The organism is Pandoraea sp. ISTKB (assembly GCF_001721285.1).
GTDB lineage: Bacteria > Pseudomonadota > Gammaproteobacteria > Burkholderiales > Burkholderiaceae > Pandoraea > Pandoraea capi.
Genome location: NZ_MAOS01000028.1, coordinates 263,789 through 279,385, shown reverse-complemented (window position 1 = coordinate 279,385; position 15,597 = coordinate 263,789). Strand labels below are relative to the sequence as shown.

16 protein-coding genes are annotated in these 15,597 nt (G+C 62.7%); 12 read left to right on the top strand and 4 right to left on the bottom strand.

The window, feature by feature from the left end; translation table 11 throughout:
- Together A9762_RS09975 and A9762_RS09970 are read left to right on the top strand one after the other, a co-directional pair.
- A complete protein-coding gene (locus A9762_RS09975) occupies positions 1 to 768 on the top strand; it encodes an ATP-binding cassette domain-containing protein (RefSeq protein WP_069341914.1) in 768 nt (255 codons plus the stop codon).
- 24 nt (positions 769 to 792) lie between these two features.
- Positions 793 to 2,517 (top strand): cyclic peptide export ABC transporter, encoded by a 1,725-nt coding sequence (locus tag A9762_RS09970; protein WP_069341862.1) that lies wholly within the window; start codon positions 793 to 795, stop codon positions 2,515 to 2,517.
- A gap of 102 nt (positions 2,518 to 2,619) precedes the next feature.
- Here the strand turns inward: A9762_RS09970 and A9762_RS09965 are convergent, their stop codons facing one another.
- Positions 2,620 to 3,237: a nitroreductase gene (locus tag A9762_RS09965; RefSeq protein ID WP_069341861.1), complete on the bottom strand. Its 618-nt coding sequence runs from the start codon at positions 3,235 to 3,237 to the stop codon at positions 2,620 to 2,622.
- Positions 3,238 to 3,364: 127 nt separating this feature from the next.
- On the opposite strand from A9762_RS09965, the gene A9762_RS09960 reads away from it, so the two are divergent.
- Complete coding sequence (locus A9762_RS09960) at positions 3,365 to 4,132, top strand: 4'-phosphopantetheinyl transferase superfamily protein (protein ID WP_069341860.1); 768 nt, start codon at positions 3,365 to 3,367, stop codon at positions 4,130 to 4,132.
- Between the two features lie 36 nt (positions 4,133 to 4,168).
- Here the strand turns inward: A9762_RS09960 and A9762_RS09955 are convergent, their stop codons facing one another.
- On the bottom strand, positions 4,169 to 4,825 hold the full coding sequence (locus A9762_RS09955) for a LysE family translocator (protein WP_069341859.1): 657 nt from the start codon (positions 4,823 to 4,825) through the stop codon (positions 4,169 to 4,171).
- 100 nt (positions 4,826 to 4,925) lie between these two features.
- Here A9762_RS09955 and A9762_RS09950 point away from each other — a divergent pair, with 100 nt between their 5' ends.
- From A9762_RS09950 to A9762_RS09935, 4 genes are all read left to right on the top strand, one after another.
- Positions 4,926 to 5,774, top strand: a complete 849-nt coding sequence (locus tag A9762_RS09950; RefSeq protein WP_069341858.1) for a LysR substrate-binding domain-containing protein — start codon at positions 4,926 to 4,928, stop codon at positions 5,772 to 5,774.
- 27 nt (positions 5,775 to 5,801) lie between these two features.
- Positions 5,802 to 6,722, top strand: coding sequence for a LysR family transcriptional regulator (locus A9762_RS09945; RefSeq protein ID WP_069341857.1), 921 nt, complete (start codon positions 5,802 to 5,804; stop codon positions 6,720 to 6,722).
- A 106-nt stretch (positions 6,723 to 6,828) separates the two neighbouring features.
- Positions 6,829 to 7,599, top strand: a complete 771-nt coding sequence (locus tag A9762_RS09940) for a class II aldolase/adducin family protein (protein WP_083253797.1) — start codon at positions 6,829 to 6,831, stop codon at positions 7,597 to 7,599.
- Between the two features lie 122 nt (positions 7,600 to 7,721).
- The gene (locus tag A9762_RS09935) at positions 7,722 to 8,675 is read left to right on the top strand and encodes a phosphatase PAP2 family protein (protein ID WP_069341855.1); all 954 of its coding nucleotides are present in this window, start codon (positions 7,722 to 7,724) and stop codon (positions 8,673 to 8,675) included.
- A gap of 42 nt (positions 8,676 to 8,717) precedes the next feature.
- On the opposite strand, the gene A9762_RS09930 is transcribed toward A9762_RS09935, so the two are convergent.
- A complete protein-coding gene (locus tag A9762_RS09930) occupies positions 8,718 to 9,671 on the bottom strand; it encodes an AraC family transcriptional regulator (RefSeq protein WP_069341854.1) in 954 nt (317 codons plus the stop codon).
- 139 nt (positions 9,672 to 9,810) lie between these two features.
- Between A9762_RS09930 and A9762_RS09925 the strand changes: the two genes are divergently transcribed.
- From A9762_RS09925 to A9762_RS09915, 3 genes are all read left to right on the top strand, one after another.
- Complete coding sequence (locus A9762_RS09925) at positions 9,811 to 10,845, top strand: aldehyde reductase (protein ID WP_069341913.1); 1,035 nt, start codon at positions 9,811 to 9,813, stop codon at positions 10,843 to 10,845.
- Positions 10,846 to 11,108: 263 nt separating this feature from the next.
- Positions 11,109 to 12,146 (top strand): L-glyceraldehyde 3-phosphate reductase, encoded by a 1,038-nt coding sequence (mgrA, locus tag A9762_RS09920; protein WP_069341853.1) that lies wholly within the window; start codon positions 11,109 to 11,111, stop codon positions 12,144 to 12,146.
- Positions 12,147 to 12,345: 199 nt separating this feature from the next.
- Positions 12,346 to 13,260 carry a LysR family transcriptional regulator gene (locus tag A9762_RS09915; RefSeq protein ID WP_069341852.1) on the top strand — a complete coding sequence of 305 codons (915 nt, stop codon included), beginning with the start codon at positions 12,346 to 12,348 and terminating at the stop codon, positions 13,258 to 13,260.
- A 21-nt stretch (positions 13,261 to 13,281) separates the two neighbouring features.
- Here A9762_RS09915 and A9762_RS09910 read toward each other — a convergent pair whose 3' ends face one another.
- Positions 13,282 to 13,773: a helix-turn-helix domain-containing protein gene (locus A9762_RS09910; RefSeq protein ID WP_069341851.1), complete on the bottom strand. Its 492-nt coding sequence runs from the start codon at positions 13,771 to 13,773 to the stop codon at positions 13,282 to 13,284.
- 130 nt (positions 13,774 to 13,903) lie between these two features.
- On the opposite strand from A9762_RS09910, the gene A9762_RS09905 reads away from it, so the two are divergent.
- Both A9762_RS09905 and A9762_RS09900 read left to right on the top strand, forming a co-directional pair.
- Complete coding sequence (locus A9762_RS09905) at positions 13,904 to 14,347, top strand: hypothetical protein (protein ID WP_069341850.1); 444 nt, start codon at positions 13,904 to 13,906, stop codon at positions 14,345 to 14,347.
- Between the two features lie 409 nt (positions 14,348 to 14,756).
- On the top strand, positions 14,757 to 15,587 hold the full coding sequence (locus A9762_RS09900) for a chitosanase (protein ID WP_069341849.1): 831 nt from the start codon (positions 14,757 to 14,759) through the stop codon (positions 15,585 to 15,587).
- The last annotated feature ends 10 nt before the right edge of the window (positions 15,588 to 15,597 follow it).

The following is a 15,597-nucleotide window of genomic DNA, read 5'->3' as shown; positions in this document are numbered from 1 at the left end:
ATGTACGACCTGCGCGACGTGTCGTTCAAGGTGGGGGATCGCACCTTGTTGCAGCCGCTTACGCTCACGCTCGCGCCACGCCGCGTGATCGGGCTGATCGGGCACAACGGTTCGGGCAAATCGACGCTGATCAAGCTGCTCGCTCGTCAGCAGGCGCCCGCCGGGGGAGAGATTCGCTTCGAAAACAAGCGGCTGGACGACTGGCAGGGCCGGGCGCTGGCACGCAAGATTGCCTATCTGCCGCAGCACACGCCGCCTGCGGCAGGTCTGCGGGTGCGGGAACTGGTGCGCTTCGGCCGGTATCCGTGGCATGGGCCGCTGGGTCGTTTTTCCGCGCAGGATCTGGCGCGAGTCGATGAGGCAATGGAACTGACCGGCGTCGCGCGATTCGCCGACCGGCTGGTCGATACGCTCTCAGGCGGCGAGCGTCAGCGCGTTTGGCTGGCCATGCTCGTCGCGCAGGATGCCGACTGCCTTCTGCTCGACGAACCCATTGCCGCGCTGGACGTCGCGCATCAGGTGGAAGTGCTCTCGCTCGTGCAGTCGCTCTCACGCACGCGCGGGCTGGGTGTCGTGGTGGTGCTTCACGACATCAACATGGCCGCACGGTTTTGCGACGAGATCGTGGCGTTGCGCGGCGGGCGTCTGTGTGCCCGGGGCACGCCGGCCGAGCTGATGACGAGTGAGCGTCTGGAAGAGATCTACGACATCGCCATGGTGGTGATGTCGCATCCGCAAACCGGTGAGCCGGTTTGCGTCGTCCGTTAAGTTTCACGATTGGGGAAAATTGCCATGACCGACCGTTCCACTGGTCAATCGCCTGACAAGACGCGCATCGGGCACGAGTTGTTCCGGCTGTTCCGGCCCTTCCTCCCGATGAGCCTGTTCTCTACGGTCATGGGCGTGGTCGCAGGTCTCACCACGGCGTGGCTGCTCGCGACGATTAACGACGGCCTGCATGCGCCCGACGGCATCACCGGCAAGACAGTCGTGACGTTCGTCGTGCTTTGCGCCGTCACGCTCGCCGGCAATGCGATTTCCGGCGTGGGCAACAGCGTGATCGGCCAGAAGATCATTGCAGCGCTGCGCAAGGACATCTCGGCCCGTATCGTCTGCGCGCCTATCGCCGAAGTCGAGCGCTATCGCGTGCACCGGTTGCTCGCCACGCTCAACAGCGACGTCGACACCGTCAGCGCCGTGACCTTCAATTTCCCCGGCTTCATGGTGGCCGTGGCGATCGCGCTCGGATGCGTGGTCTATATGCTGGTGCTCTCGCCGCTGTTGTTCCTCTTCGCGCTGGCCGCCATCCTGATTGGTCTGGGGATCAATCATTACGCGTCGCTGCGCTGGGACTTCCACTATCAGGGAGTGCGCGGCGCACAGGACGACCTTCAGAAGCAGTACCGCGCGATTACCGAAGGCGCCAAAGAATTGCGCCTGAACCGCGCCCGCCGTCAACGCGTGTACGGCGAGCAACTCTCGGGCGCCGCCGATCTGATCAGCGAGCTAAAGAGCCGCGCCATGCGTCTTTACTACGCGGCCAACGCGATGGGCAGCATGCTGTTCTTCGTCGTGATCGGGTTGATTCTTCTGTTGCAGTCGAGTCTTGGCGTGGATTCGCGCGCGGTCAGCGGCTTCGTGATCGTGCTGCTCTATATTCGCGGACCCATCGAAATGATTGCCGGCGGCCTGCCGACCTTGATTCAGGCGCGTGTCTCGTTCCAGCGCATTGCCGAACTCACGAGTCAGTTCCGTAACCAGGAACCGCGTCTGATCGACGGCCCGGCGCCCGGCGAACCGGCCTTTCCCTCGATGCAGACGCTCGCGCTGAAAAAGGCGACGCACGTGTTTCCTGCCGTGGGCGACAGCACGCAGTTCCAGCTTGGCCCCGTCGATCTCGAGATCCGTCGCGGCGAAACGCTGTTTATCGTGGGCGAGAACGGTTGCGGCAAGACCACGCTGATCAAGACACTGCTCTCGCTCTATAACCCGGGAGACGGCGAATTGCTCGTCGACGGCAAGCCGGTGCCGGCCGAGCGGCTCGACGATTTTCGTCAGCAGTTCTCGGCGGTGTTCTCCGACTATCATCTGTTCGACGATCTCGTGGCGAGCGATCCGCAAACGCTGGCGCACGCGCAGGCCTATCTGGAGCAACTCGGGTTGGCGCACAAGGTGAGCATCGTCGACCGGGCGTTCTCCACCATCGATTTGTCGGCCGGTCAGCGCAAGCGTCTGGCGCTGGTGCATGCGTACCTGGAGAACCGTCCGTGGATGGTGCTCGACGAATGGGCGGCAGACCAGGACCCGACGTTCCGCCGCTACTTCTATCAGGAGATGCTGCCGGACTTCAAGCGTCAGGGCAAAACGCTGATCGTCATCTCGCACGACGATCGGTATTTCGGCTTGGCCGATCGCGTGGTGCGTCTGCATCAGGGGCGCATCGTCGAGGAAGCCGACGGCAGTACGTTCGCCTACGAGCCGAATGTGGATGCGCCGGTGAGTGCGCCGGTGGAGTGAACCGCGCTGCGGCGATGGCATGAAAAAGGGGCCGCCGAAACGGCGGCCCCGGTCAGGTCGAACCTGTGGGTGAGGGCGGCGGCGCGAGAGTCCGCCGTGATGTCAGATGCTGGAACGGCCGAGCCATTCACGCACGTGGTCGCCGCGTTCGGCGCGAGGCGACACTTCGGTATTTTCCGGAGGCGTGCCGACGAACAGGAAGCCGAGAATGCGCTCATGCGGTTCGAAATCCAGTGCCTCGTGCAGATCGCGGTCGTAGGCATCGGGCCCGGTGGCCCAGAAGCCGCCGTAGCCGAGAATGTGCAGCGCATTGAGCACGTTCATGGTGGCAGCGCCCACGGACAGCAGTTGCTCGCCTTCCGGCACGCTGGTTTGGGTCGAGACCGACGCCGCGATGACCACGATCACCGGCGCTGCGAATGCCTTCTGGCGCCGTTGTTCGTGCGTCTCGGCCGGCTGATCGGGGGCACGTTTGGCGGCGATCTCCACGAGCACCTGACCCAGTTCGTCGCGCGCCTCGTCGCGGATCACCACGAAGCGCCACGGGCGCAGACGACCATGATCCGGTGCACGCAAGGCGGCGTCGAAGGCAAGATTGAGTTCTGCGTCGCCCGGCGCGGGCTCGACGAGCGGCCAGTGCGACTGGCGACTGAGCAGAGCGTCCAGCGCGAGCTGGCGCGTAGCGTTGGCAGGAGCGACAAAATCAGTGTTCGAACCCATCGGGAATTCCTCCAGTTTTCTGAATCCCAATGATCGGCGATTTTTTCTCAAAAATCAAAATGATTCTCATTTACATGACGCCTCGCGATAGTGTCGGCACAGCAGGCAGTGGGGCTGAGGTCGCCGCATGACGGCGCCTGCACGACAACTGCAAGGTGCTGGCAGGTGGCCTGCGGACATCGACGTCTGGCACGTGCCGCTGGCCGACGCGCAGGCGGCTCATGCAGCGCAGACAGGGGAAGCGGGAGCGGCTGACGCGACGCAGGACATCTACCGTTATCTCGATGCCGATGAACTGGCGCGCGCGCGACGGTTTCGCTACGACATCGACCGGGAGCGCTTCGCGAAAACCCGCTCGGCGTTGCGGGTGCTGTTGAGCGGGTACACCGGAATGCCACCCGAGTCGATTGGCTTCACGCAGGGCGAATTTGGCCGCCCGGAACTGGCGCCGGTGGGTGCGGAACCCGGTGCCAGCCTGTCTTTCAACGTTTCCCATACGGGAGACGATGCGCTGATCGCCATTTCCCGAACGCGCAGCGTCGGTATCGACCTAGAGGTGAAGCTGCGTGCGCTCGATTGGCAGGAGCTTGCGCCGCTGGTGTGCACGGCGCAGGAACGTGCTGCCATCGACGCGCTGCCTTCATCGGCCCGGTGCGACGCCTTCCTTCGGTGCTGGACCGCCAAGGAAGCTATTCTGAAGACGATTGGCCTGGGGATTACCGAGGGGCTGTTGTGCCTGCGAGTCGATGTCGGCCATCTTGCCGTGCAACGCCCGGTCGTCGCTGATGTCGCTGATGCCCTGCGCTTTCAGGCCGCCGGGCAGTTGAACTTCCTGTGGATCGACGACGTGCCGGGGTGTCAGGCCTGTCTGGCGTGGCAGGCCCTGCCGGTCTGAACGTCGGCAAGCGCCCGCTACCGTCGTTTTCCGCGTTCAGGCGAACGCCTCCACCACCATGCGCGCCGCAAGCGCCAGCAATACCGATCCCATGAACCATCGTTGCAACGTCATGAGGTGAGGGCGGGTGGCGAGGAATTTCGCGGTGCTGCCCGCACCGATGGCGACGGTTCCGTTCACCAGCGCGAACGCCAGAATCATGATCGACCCGAGTCGCATCGACGTTTCCAGAATGCTGCCGCCCTGATCGCGCGCAAACTGCGGCACGAGGGTCAGGAAGATCATGGCGAGCTTGGGGTTCAGCAGGCTTGTCGTCGCCCCCATCATGAACAATCGCCGGGGCGGTTCGTATGTGAGCGCCCTCACTTCGAACGGTGACCGCCCGCCCGGCTTCAGCGCCTGCCAGGCGAGATACGCGATATAGGCCGCTCCCGCGATGCTCAGTCCAAGCATCGCGAAAGGCATTTTGACAAAGAGTGCCGTGATCCCGAACGCTGCGGCAAACATGTAGAACAGATAGCCGACCATGACGCCCGCGAGCGACGTGAGACCCGCCGTGCGGCCCTGCGCAATCGAGCGCGACATGATGTAGACCATGTTCGGCCCCGGGGTGATGGCGAGCAGGCTGCACACCGCGAGGAAGGCATAAAACGAGGAGGCGCTGGCGGCGGAAGTCAGGGCGGGGTCAGGCATGTTGGTGCTCGATGTGGCGGAGGTTTGCACCAGTATCCGGCGGCACCTGTCGTCGGTAAAGCAATATAATCTGAGTCAATTCATCAGAATTTCTGAGTAAATGAAAAGACTCGATTTCGATGTGCTCGAGATGGTCGTGGCGGTCGCCGAGACCGGCTCGTTTGCGCGCGGGGCGGAAGTCGTGCATCGCTCTCCTTCCGCGCTGAGCATGCAGATCAAGGCGCTGGAGGACGATCTCGGCAAGCCGCTGTTCGTGCGCAGCACGCGCCACTTGGTCATCACGCCGGAGGGGCAGACGCTGCTCGATTACGGGCGGCGGATGCTGGAGATGCGGGCCGAAGCGTGGGCGTCGATCGTGCGCCCGGAGATGACCGGGCGCGTAACGATCGGCATCCCTGACGACTACGCCTCGACGCTGCTGCCGCAGGTGCTGCGCAAGTTCGCGGTGGCGCATCCGCGTGTCGAGATCCGTGTGTTGGGACTGCCCAGCAGCGCACTCGCGCCACTGCTCAAGGACAACACGCTTGATCTCGCCTGCCTCACGAAGTCGAAAGGCGTGACGGGGACGTTCATTCGCGTGGAGCCGATGGTGTGGGTCGGCACGTCGACGCGCCCCGTGTGGAAGGAGCGTCCGTTGCCGGTGGCGCTGTTCGCGCCGGGGAGCAACGCGCGAGCGCGGGCGATCAGCGCGCTCCAGCGTGAGAACATCCCGTATCGCATGTCTTACGAGAGCCCGAGCCTGCTGGGGCTCATCAGCATGGTGGAGGCAGGATTGGCGGTTGCGCCACTGGCGCGATGCAGCGTACCGTCACATCTTTTGCAGCTCTCTCAGAGCGACGGCCTGCCCCCGCTCGATGACCTGGAAGTCGTGCTGGCACGCAGCGCCACGTCCAATCGTCCGCCCTGCGACTTTCTGGCCGAGCAGATCCTGAGCGAGCTGCGGGCTTAACTATCGAACCGCGAACCGCAAACCGCTATGGCACTGAGCCGATTGAATGCCCGACAACTGGAGACGTTTCTCGCGATTGCGGACTGCGGGAGCATTGCGCGCGCAGCTGACCGGGTGTGTCTCACGCCGTCTGCCGTGAGCCAGTTGCTCAGCGAGCTGGAGCGGGAAGTGGGATTCCGTCTCTTCGACCGGACCACGCGTCGCGTTGCGCTCACCGTGGCCGGAGCGGATTTCCTGCCGGCGGCGACTGCTGCGATGACGCAACTCCATGCCGCCGAACGGTCGGCCAGGCACATTCGCGAGCGGGCCTCGGGGGTGATCCGCGTGGGCGCACCGCTCGTGCTCTGCGCCGCCGTGTTGCCCGACGCCATTGCCGCTTACCGTCAGCACCATCCGAACGTGACGATCCGCCCGTCGGACGTCGAAGTCGAAAAGCTCGTGGCGTCGGTCGCGGACGGGCAGATCGACATCGCGCTCGGGCCGGACCAGCCGCTGGGTGAGCGAGTGGGCGCGACGCCCCTGTTCGATAGTCCGTGGGTCGTCTGGTGTTCGCCGCAGCACGCGCTCGCGCGATATGACGTCGTGCCGTGGGAAGCGTTGCGTGAGGCGTCCATCGTCGCCACCGGGCGCGATCACGAATACAGCGTCACGCGCATGCTCAGCGACCAGCCGGAAGGGCACCGCGTGCTGCCCGTCGAAATTGTCGAGAACGTCACCACGGCGTTCGGTCTCGCCCGCGCCGGGCTTGCCGTGACGCTGGCGCCCGACTATGTGCAGGGCTTCGCGCGCAGTCAGGGGCTCGTGATGCGCCGCACCGGAAAGCCGGAGACGATTCGCCAGATTTGCCTTTATCACGCCAGAGAGCGAGCATTGTCGCCGGCGGCCGCAGGGTTTCATGCCTTTCTGGAGCAATGGGTCGGCGATTGGTATCGGACGTTGGGGGCATGAGGTGGCGACGGTATTCGTAAGCGTTCTTTAGGAATCGATTAGCAGAAGTCGCGATGTGACACGCCGGGCCGCGTAGACTCTTTCGGGTAATGAGGAGACACGCAACATGACAACAATTTCCGGATGCCACGTATTTGATGACTTCACCCAGCCCGAGGGGATGAGTGATAGCGAATGGGCGGCGCGATGCGAACTCGCCGCCTGTTATCGTGTTTTCGACGATCTCGGCTGGACGGAGCTGATTTACAACCACATCACGCTTCGCTTGGTCGACGCCACCCCGCCTGCCTTTCTCATCAATCCGTTCGGTCTGCATTATTCCGAGGTCACGCCCCTCAATCTCGTCAAGGTGGATGGCGACGGCAATATCCTCGGCAATCGCGACTATCCGATCAATCCGGCCGGTTTTACGGTGCATGCCGCGTTGCATCATGGGTTGCCCGGGGCGCACTGCGTGATGCACACGCATACGACAGCGGGCGTGGCGGTGGCCTGTTCCGCTGCCGGGTTGCGCAGCGACAATTTCTACAGCGCGCAATTGCAGACACGTGTCGCGTATCACGATTTCGAAGGGGTGACGGTCAACCCGGAGGAGGGGCCACGGCTGATTCGCAGCATCGACGGAAAAAAGGCCGTCATTCTGAGAAACCACGGTCTGCTTTCCTGGGGCGGCAGCATTCCCGAAGCCTTCACCTATCTCTGGACGTTAAATCGCGCCTGTGAAATTCAGCTTGCCACGAGCATGATGGGGCCGTCGTTGGCTATTGCGCCGGAAATTACGGAGAAATGCGCGCGCGATGCGCTGCAATTCGATCCGGCATTCGGCGCCGGACGCGATGTCTTCGATGCGTTGGTGCGCGTCGCTTTTAAACGGTGATTAAAAGTTAACTACTAAATTATCGGGTCATTCACAAAAATCTCGAAAACTTAGATATATTTAGAGACGTCGTTTGCGTGTCATGTTTCGTTTAATTAATATAACAAGAGTGAGCGAAATGCATGTCCCCCAATCTCTGGCGTCTCTATTGGGCCACGTGGCTCGCCAATATTTCGTTGATTGTTGTGGATGTTACGTGGGGCGGACGTGCGGGACTGTCCGTTCTACGAAGTGATATCGAATGGATGATCGTGCGCTGCGGTCTGGGCGTATTGCTGGCGTCGGTGCTAATGCGTGCAGCGGTTTCCCGTCGGTTGCTGGCGACGACGCGCGGCGATGCTTATGGGGAAGCCGGGGTTGGCGTGTTGTGGGTGACGACGCTGGCGTGCTTTAGCGGCGCGGCCATGTTTTTCCAATACCTGTCGGTCTCCGTTTCCGCCCCCGATATCGCCAACTGGCTGGTGTCCGCCGACGCGCGTCTTGGCATCGACTGGCCATCGCTTTATCACGCGATGCGCGCGCGGCCATGGCTGGATGTCACGCTTTCCCTTGCCTACCAATCGGTGTTTCCGCAATTGGCGTTATTGCCGTTGGTATTGATTTACACCCGAAACATCGCCAGTTATGCCGAGTTCGTCGTGCAATTCATGGTGGCCAGCGCCGTGGTGATGTTGATTGCGACGCTGTTTCCGGCGGAGAGCGCCTTCGTTCATTTCCACATTCAGGATCCGAATACGGTTTCGACGGTATCGGATTTCATGGACTTTCGAACCGGCAAGATGCGGGAACTCTCGATCTGGACCGCGCAGGGACTGATCTCCTTTCCGTCGTTTCACGCAGTGCTGGGCGTGCTGTTCACCTACGCAACGCGTAAGGTCGAGCGCCTGTTCCCTTTCGTTTTCGGGTGGAACGCCCTCATGATCGTGTCCACGCCGACGCACGGCGGACATTACGTCTGGGACGTCATCATGGGGCTCGTGGTTGGCGCGATCGCCATCGCGATCGGCCGTGTGCTGGCGGGCGTGCGTCGCGACGCAAGTGCGCAGGCGCCGGTCATCGACTACCGGGGCACATGAGGGAGGCTTCATACGGCCTGCATTCGGCCTTGCATGCGGGCTTCATGCCCCCGCATTTCTGAACGCTTTCGGTGAGCTCCCGGTGACCCGCTTGAACGCATTGCTGAAGGCGCTTTCCGAGGCGTACCCCAGCGATTGGGCGAGCGTTGCCACCGGTGTCTTGCCTTCGCGCAACGTCTTCTCCGCAAGCCGCATGCGCCATTCGGTGAGATAGGTGAGGGGCGCGACGCCCGCAATCTTCTTGAAGTGGAACGCGAAGGTCGTGCGCGACATTGCGCAGGCTTGCGCCAGATCTTCGAGATGCCAGTCACGCGCCGGATCGTCGTGCATGAGCCGCAACGCGGGTGCGAGGCGGGGATTTGCCAGTGCGCGGAGCCACCCCGCGGGCATCGGGCTCGACGTCTCCAGATGCGCCCGCAGAATCTGGATGAAGAGCATTTGCGCCAGTTGCCCCGCCACGAGCGAGGCGCCGGGCAGATCGTTCGCCCGCTCCTCGACCAATTGCGTGAGCAGCCACCGGAAGCTCGTCGCCTGAGGCGACGCCGCGGGCACGTGAATCCACGGCGGCAGGACGTCCGCCAACAGGCGGCCACTCGTCGGATCCAATAGCACGTGTCCACCAAGCTGCGAGAAGTCCTTGCCGTCGCCAAGCGTCGTGATGCCACTGCGCACGCCGGTAAAGACGCTCATCGCATCGACCGGCGCCGTCTCCAGATCGCCCGCCAGCACGAACGAGCGCTTGGCCGTCAGCAGTCCCACGTCACCGGTTCGGAAGTGTGTCGGCTCGGACTCGCCGTCGATCACGACCCAGCACTCGCCTTTGAGCACGGCAAAGAACTTGATCTTGTCGGGCGCGGGAAAGCGCAGCGCCCACGGTCCGCCTGCGTTGAAACCGCCGGTCACGATCGATTCCGCGTTCGTGAATTTCAGGATGTCGGAGAAGGGGTCTGAGCTCATGTTCGTACGATTGCGCAAGTAAGTCGAACTATAGAGCATTCACAGTCCGAGTGCCGGGCCGTAATCTTCTCGCATGTTCAGACATTGGGACATCCCACTTTCTCGCCGCGATGTGTCGGCAGACAGCCTTTCCTCTCGCCGTGATTCCCCGGCGATTCAGAAATTTCAGAGATTCATGATGAAAAACGAACTGGTTTTGGTCACCGGCGGCACGGGATTCATTGCCCAACACTGCATCATCGCGCTGCTGGGCGATGGCTACCGCGTGCGGACCACCGTGCGCTCCCTCTCGCGCGAAGCCGAAGTGCGCGAGCAACTGAAGACCGGCGGTGTCGACGCGGGCGACCGTCTGTCGTTCGTCGCTGCCGATCTGGCGTCTGACGACGGCTGGCATGAGGCGGCGGCGGGGTGCACGTATGTGCTGCATGGCGCGTCGCCCACGCCGACCGGCGAAAAGGCCGGCGAGGACGACTGGGTCAAACCGGCGGTCGACGGTAACCTGCGCGTTCTGCGTGCGGCGCGTGCCGCAGGCGTCAAACGCGTGGTGCTGACCTCGGCCTTCGGGGCCATCTGCGCCGGGCACAAGAAGCCGAAAAATCGACCGTTCGATGAGACGGACTGGACCGATCTGTCGGGGGACGTGTGGCTTTACCAAAAGTCGAAAACGCTCTCGGAGCGCGCCGCGTGGAACTTCATTGCCCGCGAGGGCGGTGATCTCGAGCTGTCCGCCGTCAACCCGGTCGCCGTCGTCGGCCCGGCGCTCGGCAAGGATTACTCGCACTCGATTCGCCTCATCAAGAACCTGATGGACGGACAGCCCGGCAGCCCGAAAGTGAATTGCGGTTTCGTCGACGTGCGCGATGTCGCCGATTTGCACGTGCGGGCCATGACGTCCCCGGCGGCGAAGGGAGAACGCTTCCTGGCGATTTCCGGGGACAGCATGTGGATCGCCGATGTCGCCAAGGTGCTGCGCGATCGGATGGGCGCCGCCGCGAGCAAGGTACCTACGCGCGTGCTGCCCAACTGGGTCGTGCGTCTTGGTGCGCTGAAAGACCCGACCATGCGCGGTGTCGTGCCATTGCTAGGCGTGGACATGAACGCCACGGGCGAGAAAGCGCGGCGACTGTTGGGCTGGACACCGCGTCCGCGAGAGGAGGCTATTGTCGCGACGGCGGAAAGCCTGATCCGGCTGGGGTTGCTGAAGGACGCGTGAGGGGACGTCCCGCGAGTCCTTCCACCGATTCATCTATCGGATAGATTGATGGCATCGAAAATTAGAACTTAAAAAATCAATCGACAATCGTCAAACTAGGCTCATGATCGGTTGAGGCAACTCAACCGGGGCCGGCGGGCCGCTCCCCGTCTCCGGAGGCGCGCCTGACGGCAGCCGCGCTTCCCGCATTGGCCTCGCGTGCGGCGTGTCAGGCGCAGCACGCGAGGCATTCTCGCTTCAGCGTTTCCTCCAAGGAGAATTCCATGCTGTATCAACCCGAAAGCACGCGCTACGACGGCCAGATGCCTTATCGCCGCGTCGGCCGCAGCGGCATCAAATTGCCGGCGATCTCGCTGGGCCTGTGGCAAAACTTCGGTGGCGTCGACGTGTATGAAACGGGGCGTGCGATGCTGCGTCGCGCCTTCGACCGTGGCGTGACGCACTTCGATCTCGCCAACAACTACGGCCCGCCCGCCGGCTCGGCAGAAGAGAACTTCGGCCGCTGGATGGCGCAGGACTTCAAGCCGTTTCGTGACGAACTGATCATCTCGTCCAAGGCTGGCTGGCAGATGTGGCCGGGGCCCTACGGCGGCCCGAACGGCTCGCGCAAGCACCTGATCGCCAGTTGCGAGCAGAGCCTCAAGCGCATGGGGCTGGATTACGTCGACATCTTCTATTCGCACCGGGTGGACCCGGACACGCCGCTGGAAGAGACGATGGGCGCGCTCGTGCAACTGCATCGTCAGGGCAAGGCGCTGTACGTGGGCATTTCGTCGTACTCGCCGGAACTCACGCGCAAAGCCGCGCAGATTCTGGCCGACGAGCGCGTGCCGCTGTTCATCCATCAACCGAACTACTCGATGCTCAATCGCCGTATCGAGAAAGGGCTGCTGAGCACGCTGGACGATCTCGGCACCGGCTGCATTGCGTTCTCGCCGTTGGCGCAGGGGCTGCTGACGTCCAAGTACCTGTCGACTTCCAGCGCTGAGGGCAGCCGTGTCACACGAGGCACCTCGTTCCGCCAGAGCATGCTCAGCGAAGACAATCTGGCCCGTATTCGCGCGCTCAACGACATCGCGCAGGGGCGTGGTCAGACGCTGGCCCAGATGGCGATTGCGTGGGCGCTTCGCGACGAACGCGTCACGTCGGCGCTCATCGGTGCACGCACCGTGGCGCAGCTAGACGACTCGCTCGATGCCGTGAAACGTCTGGACTTCACCGCCGACGAACTTGCGCAGATCGATCGATATGCGCAAGACGGCGATGTGGATCTCTGGAAGGTCTCGTCGCAGATCGAGTGACGCCGACGCTGGATGCCGAACCCGCTGTCATGCCCGTCAGCCGACTACGGCTGGCGGGCACGCATGGGAGAGGTTTCCGGCATGAAAGCGTGACAAGACACCGATGAAATCCCCGTCGATGCGGCGATTCGTTTGATCTGATAAGTTTCGCTAATTGGCAGAATTTATCTATCGGACCGATGGATCACGGGAGTCGCGAATGGAATTGAGACAGTTGCGCCATTTCATCGCCGTGGCGGAGGAGGGCAACTTCACGCGCGCGGCGCAACGGTGTCATATCGTGCAGTCGGCGCTCTCGACGTCCATTCGTTCACTGGAGGACGAACTCGGCGCGAAGCTGTTTGTGCGCACGACCCGCCACGTGAGTCTGTCGGCGGCCGGGCAGGCGTTTCTCGACCAGGTCAGACGTGCACTCGATGTGCTGGACCGGGCCTCGGGCGACGTCGCCGATATCCACGCCATTCGCAAGGGCCGCCTGTCCATCGGCACGGTGCAAAGCCTGCCGCCGTTTCTCGACCTGTCGAACCTGATGTCGCGCTTTTACGAGCGCTATCCGCAGATTGAAATTCGTCTGGTGCAGGGCGGTGCTCACGATCTGAACGACAAGATCGCGGCGCGTGAAATCGATCTGGCAATTCTCCCGATCGAGGAGCGCAGCGAGAAACTCACGTCGCACATCGTCGCGTGCGACGACATGGTGCTGGCCTGCGGGCACCGCCATTCGCTGGCGGCCAGACGAAATGTCCAGCTCGCACAGCTCGCGGACGAGTCATTCGTGGACTTCGTCCCGGGACATGGCACGCGGCGTCTGGTGGATCGCGGGTTCGCCGAGGCGGACGTACGGCGCCGCGTGGCGTTCGAGATCGGCGATCTCGATACGCTGATGAGTCTGGTGGAACAGGGGCTCGGCGTGGCGCTTCTGCCGGCCGATCTGGTGTCGCGGCGCGCCGAGCGGCTGGTGCAGGTGCCGCTCAAAGGCAAGACGCTCTGCTGGGAACTGGTCGTCACGCATCTGCCTGCCGCGTCGGAAGATGCAGTGCCGCCACTGGACCCTGCGCCGCTGGCGTTTCTCGAGATGTTGCTCCAGGAAACGGTCGCGGCACGCGAGGACTGAGGTTTGCCCATAGCGACGGCCCTAGGCCGGCGCTCGCTGGGTTGCCTTGCGCGTGGCGCGACGTTTTGGCCGGGGTGCGCTCATATAGCCGTCCGGCGCGACGGGTTGACCGTCGACCGTTGTCAGGGCGATGGGCGCGATCGGGGTGCCGGATGCCCGGTCGACGAGCGTCAGCGACAGTTCGTCGTCGTCGAAACAATACGTCTCCCCCCATTGCCACAGCGCGACCAGTACCGTGCCGAGCGCTCTGCCGCGCGGTGTCAGGACGTAGATCTTGTAGACCGAGCCTTCCGGGTCCGGCGTGATGTCGAGAATGCCATCCTCCACAAGCTTCTTGAGACGCGTCGACAGAATGTTGCGCGCGAGGCCCAGATTCGTCTGAAATTCGCCGAAGCGCGTCATGCCACGCATGGCGTCTCGCACGATCAGCAACGACCACCAGTCGCCGATCACCCCCAGCGCCCGCGCAATCCCGCACTCCACCTGACTCAGATCCGTTTTCTTGCCTTTCATCGCTTTGCCTATCCCCGACTTGCCAATAAAGCAGTTGCAAAAATAAACCTAAATGCTTAGGCTGTCCATGAGTTGCAAATTTAAACTTGTGGGCGATTCGCCCGTTTCTTCACGAAAGCGAGATATCGAGATGCTCTTCAACGACACCGCACCGACGCTCCCCAAACCGGCTGGCCCGCCGCCGTGGTTCGAAAAACTGGCGGACGACGCCACGCTCGAAGCGGCTGTGCTCAAGCGCCCGGTGCATGGACGCGAAAACATCATCGCGCTGATTAAGGTCGCTATCGGCGTCTATGAGGGGGGGATGGATTTTCGTTATCTGCGGCAGATGGACGACCTGTTTCTCGAGTCCTATCGGTCGACGGTCGCGGGGCAGCCGATCGAAAACATGGTGGTCGTGCACTACAACGCCGAAGGCCTTGCGGACTCGGTCGTGATCAATCATCGTCCGCTGGGCGCAGCGCTCACGTTTTCACGTCTGATGTGGGAGAAGGTCGGTGACCGCTTTGGCGATCTTTATCTGACGGGGCGGGAGGCCGACGCCATGGCCGACGCGGCGGCATCCGGCAAGTAATCTGCAAATCATCGGCAAGTCATCGGCAAGTCATCGGCAAGTCATCGGTGTTGGCGCGCGAGCGATGTCTTCGTCGCCGCGCGCGGCGACCGGGTTGCACGACGCAAGTTTTTCCCTGCCTCAACGGGCTGGTGATTTCGTTTGCCGAAACGGCATTGTCCTAACATCGCGCTGACCCTTCGCCCGCGCGGCGTTCACGGATTGTGACAGTGTGAAACGCCGGCGAGTCACACGCGACTTCCTCAACTTACTCAATTCGCACGATTGCGCGAATTCGTCGTGTTCGATCAGAATTTTCTGCGCCGCCTCCTTATCGATCATTTGATAAGGAATGCTTACAAATCATTTCGGGTGATGGCGGGCGCATCGAAATTCAATCGAATCGAACTGTCGGTAAGGAAGGTAGACGATGAAGAAGTTGACCGTAATGTGCCTCGTCGCGATGGCGTTGGCCGGCGCGGCGGTAAGTGGCGTGGTGGATGCCGCTCAGGGGGAGGTTGAGGCGGGGGCAGGTGTGGCGGCAGACGCCGCCGTCGATCGTCAGACGCAGGTCGAAGATTCGCTGGTCAGCATCTTCGAGAATCTGACGCTCAGGATTCGCTATGAGTACATTCAGAACCTGAACGACGGGCGAGGCTTCACGGCAGGCCGCGCGGGCTTCACGTCGGGAACGGATGACCTGTTGCAAGTGGTGCAGGAGTACACGGCGCGCAAGCCCGGCAACGCGCTTGCGTCATACCTGCCGGCTTTGCGAGCCGTGAACGGCACCGATTCGACGGCGGGCCTTGGCGGCTTTCCGGAAGCGTGGCGCGCCGCTGCCACCGACCCGCAGATGATCGCGGCGCAGGACGCCGTCAACGACCAGTTGTACCGCGTGCCGTCGCGCAAGCTGGCGAACAAGCTCGGCCTCGTGCTGCCGCTGTCGCGTGCGGCCTTGTACGAAGCGGGCATTCAGCACGGGTATGGCGACGATCCGGACTCCGTCAAACAGATCGCCGCGCGTGCGACGGCGCAGGTCGGCAGCACGCCGGCGGCCGGGGCCGACGAAAAGACGTGGTTACTCACGTTCCTCGAGATGCGCCGTGACGATCTGCTGGCGCCGGCCAATACGAGTTCCGCCGAAGAGTGGCGAAAGTCGGTCGGCCGCGCTGACGCGATGATCACGCTCTTTCACACCGGCAACTTCGATCTGACTCAGCCGATCACCGTGTCGGTCTTCGGAAAGACGTTCCAGTTCTGACGTGAGGGGT

Coding starts and splice junctions, on each gene's coding strand:
- A9762_RS09935 (WP_069341855.1), top strand. CDS start 7,722: ATGTCCCCCAATCTCTGGCGTCTCTATTGGGCCACGTGGCTCGCCAAT.
- A9762_RS09905 (WP_069341850.1), top strand. CDS start 13,904: ATGCTCTTCAACGACACCGCACCGACGCTCCCCAAACCGGCTGGCCCG.
- A9762_RS09975 (WP_069341914.1), top strand. CDS start 1: ATGTACGACCTGCGCGACGTGTCGTTCAAGGTGGGGGATCGCACCTTG.
- A9762_RS09965 (WP_069341861.1), bottom strand. CDS start 3,237: ATGGGTTCGAACACTGATTTTGTCGCTCCTGCCAACGCTACGCGCCAG.
- A9762_RS09900 (WP_069341849.1), top strand. CDS start 14,757: ATGAAGAAGTTGACCGTAATGTGCCTCGTCGCGATGGCGTTGGCCGGC.
- A9762_RS09970 (WP_069341862.1), top strand. CDS start 793: ATGACCGACCGTTCCACTGGTCAATCGCCTGACAAGACGCGCATCGGG.
- A9762_RS09960 (WP_069341860.1), top strand. CDS start 3,365: ATGACGGCGCCTGCACGACAACTGCAAGGTGCTGGCAGGTGGCCTGCG.
- mgrA (WP_069341853.1), top strand. CDS start 11,109: ATGCTGTATCAACCCGAAAGCACGCGCTACGACGGCCAGATGCCTTAT.
- A9762_RS09945 (WP_069341857.1), top strand. CDS start 5,802: ATGGCACTGAGCCGATTGAATGCCCGACAACTGGAGACGTTTCTCGCG.
- A9762_RS09940 (WP_083253797.1), top strand. CDS start 6,829: ATGACAACAATTTCCGGATGCCACGTATTTGATGACTTCACCCAGCCC.
- A9762_RS09930 (WP_069341854.1), bottom strand. CDS start 9,671: ATGCTCTATAGTTCGACTTACTTGCGCAATCGTACGAACATGAGCTCA.
- A9762_RS09950 (WP_069341858.1), top strand. CDS start 4,926: ATGAAAAGACTCGATTTCGATGTGCTCGAGATGGTCGTGGCGGTCGCC.
- A9762_RS09910 (WP_069341851.1), bottom strand. CDS start 13,773: ATGAAAGGCAAGAAAACGGATCTGAGTCAGGTGGAGTGCGGGATTGCG.
- A9762_RS09915 (WP_069341852.1), top strand. CDS start 12,346: ATGGAATTGAGACAGTTGCGCCATTTCATCGCCGTGGCGGAGGAGGGC.
- A9762_RS09955 (WP_069341859.1), bottom strand. CDS start 4,825: ATGCCTGACCCCGCCCTGACTTCCGCCGCCAGCGCCTCCTCGTTTTAT.
- A9762_RS09925 (WP_069341913.1), top strand. CDS start 9,811: ATGAAAAACGAACTGGTTTTGGTCACCGGCGGCACGGGATTCATTGCC.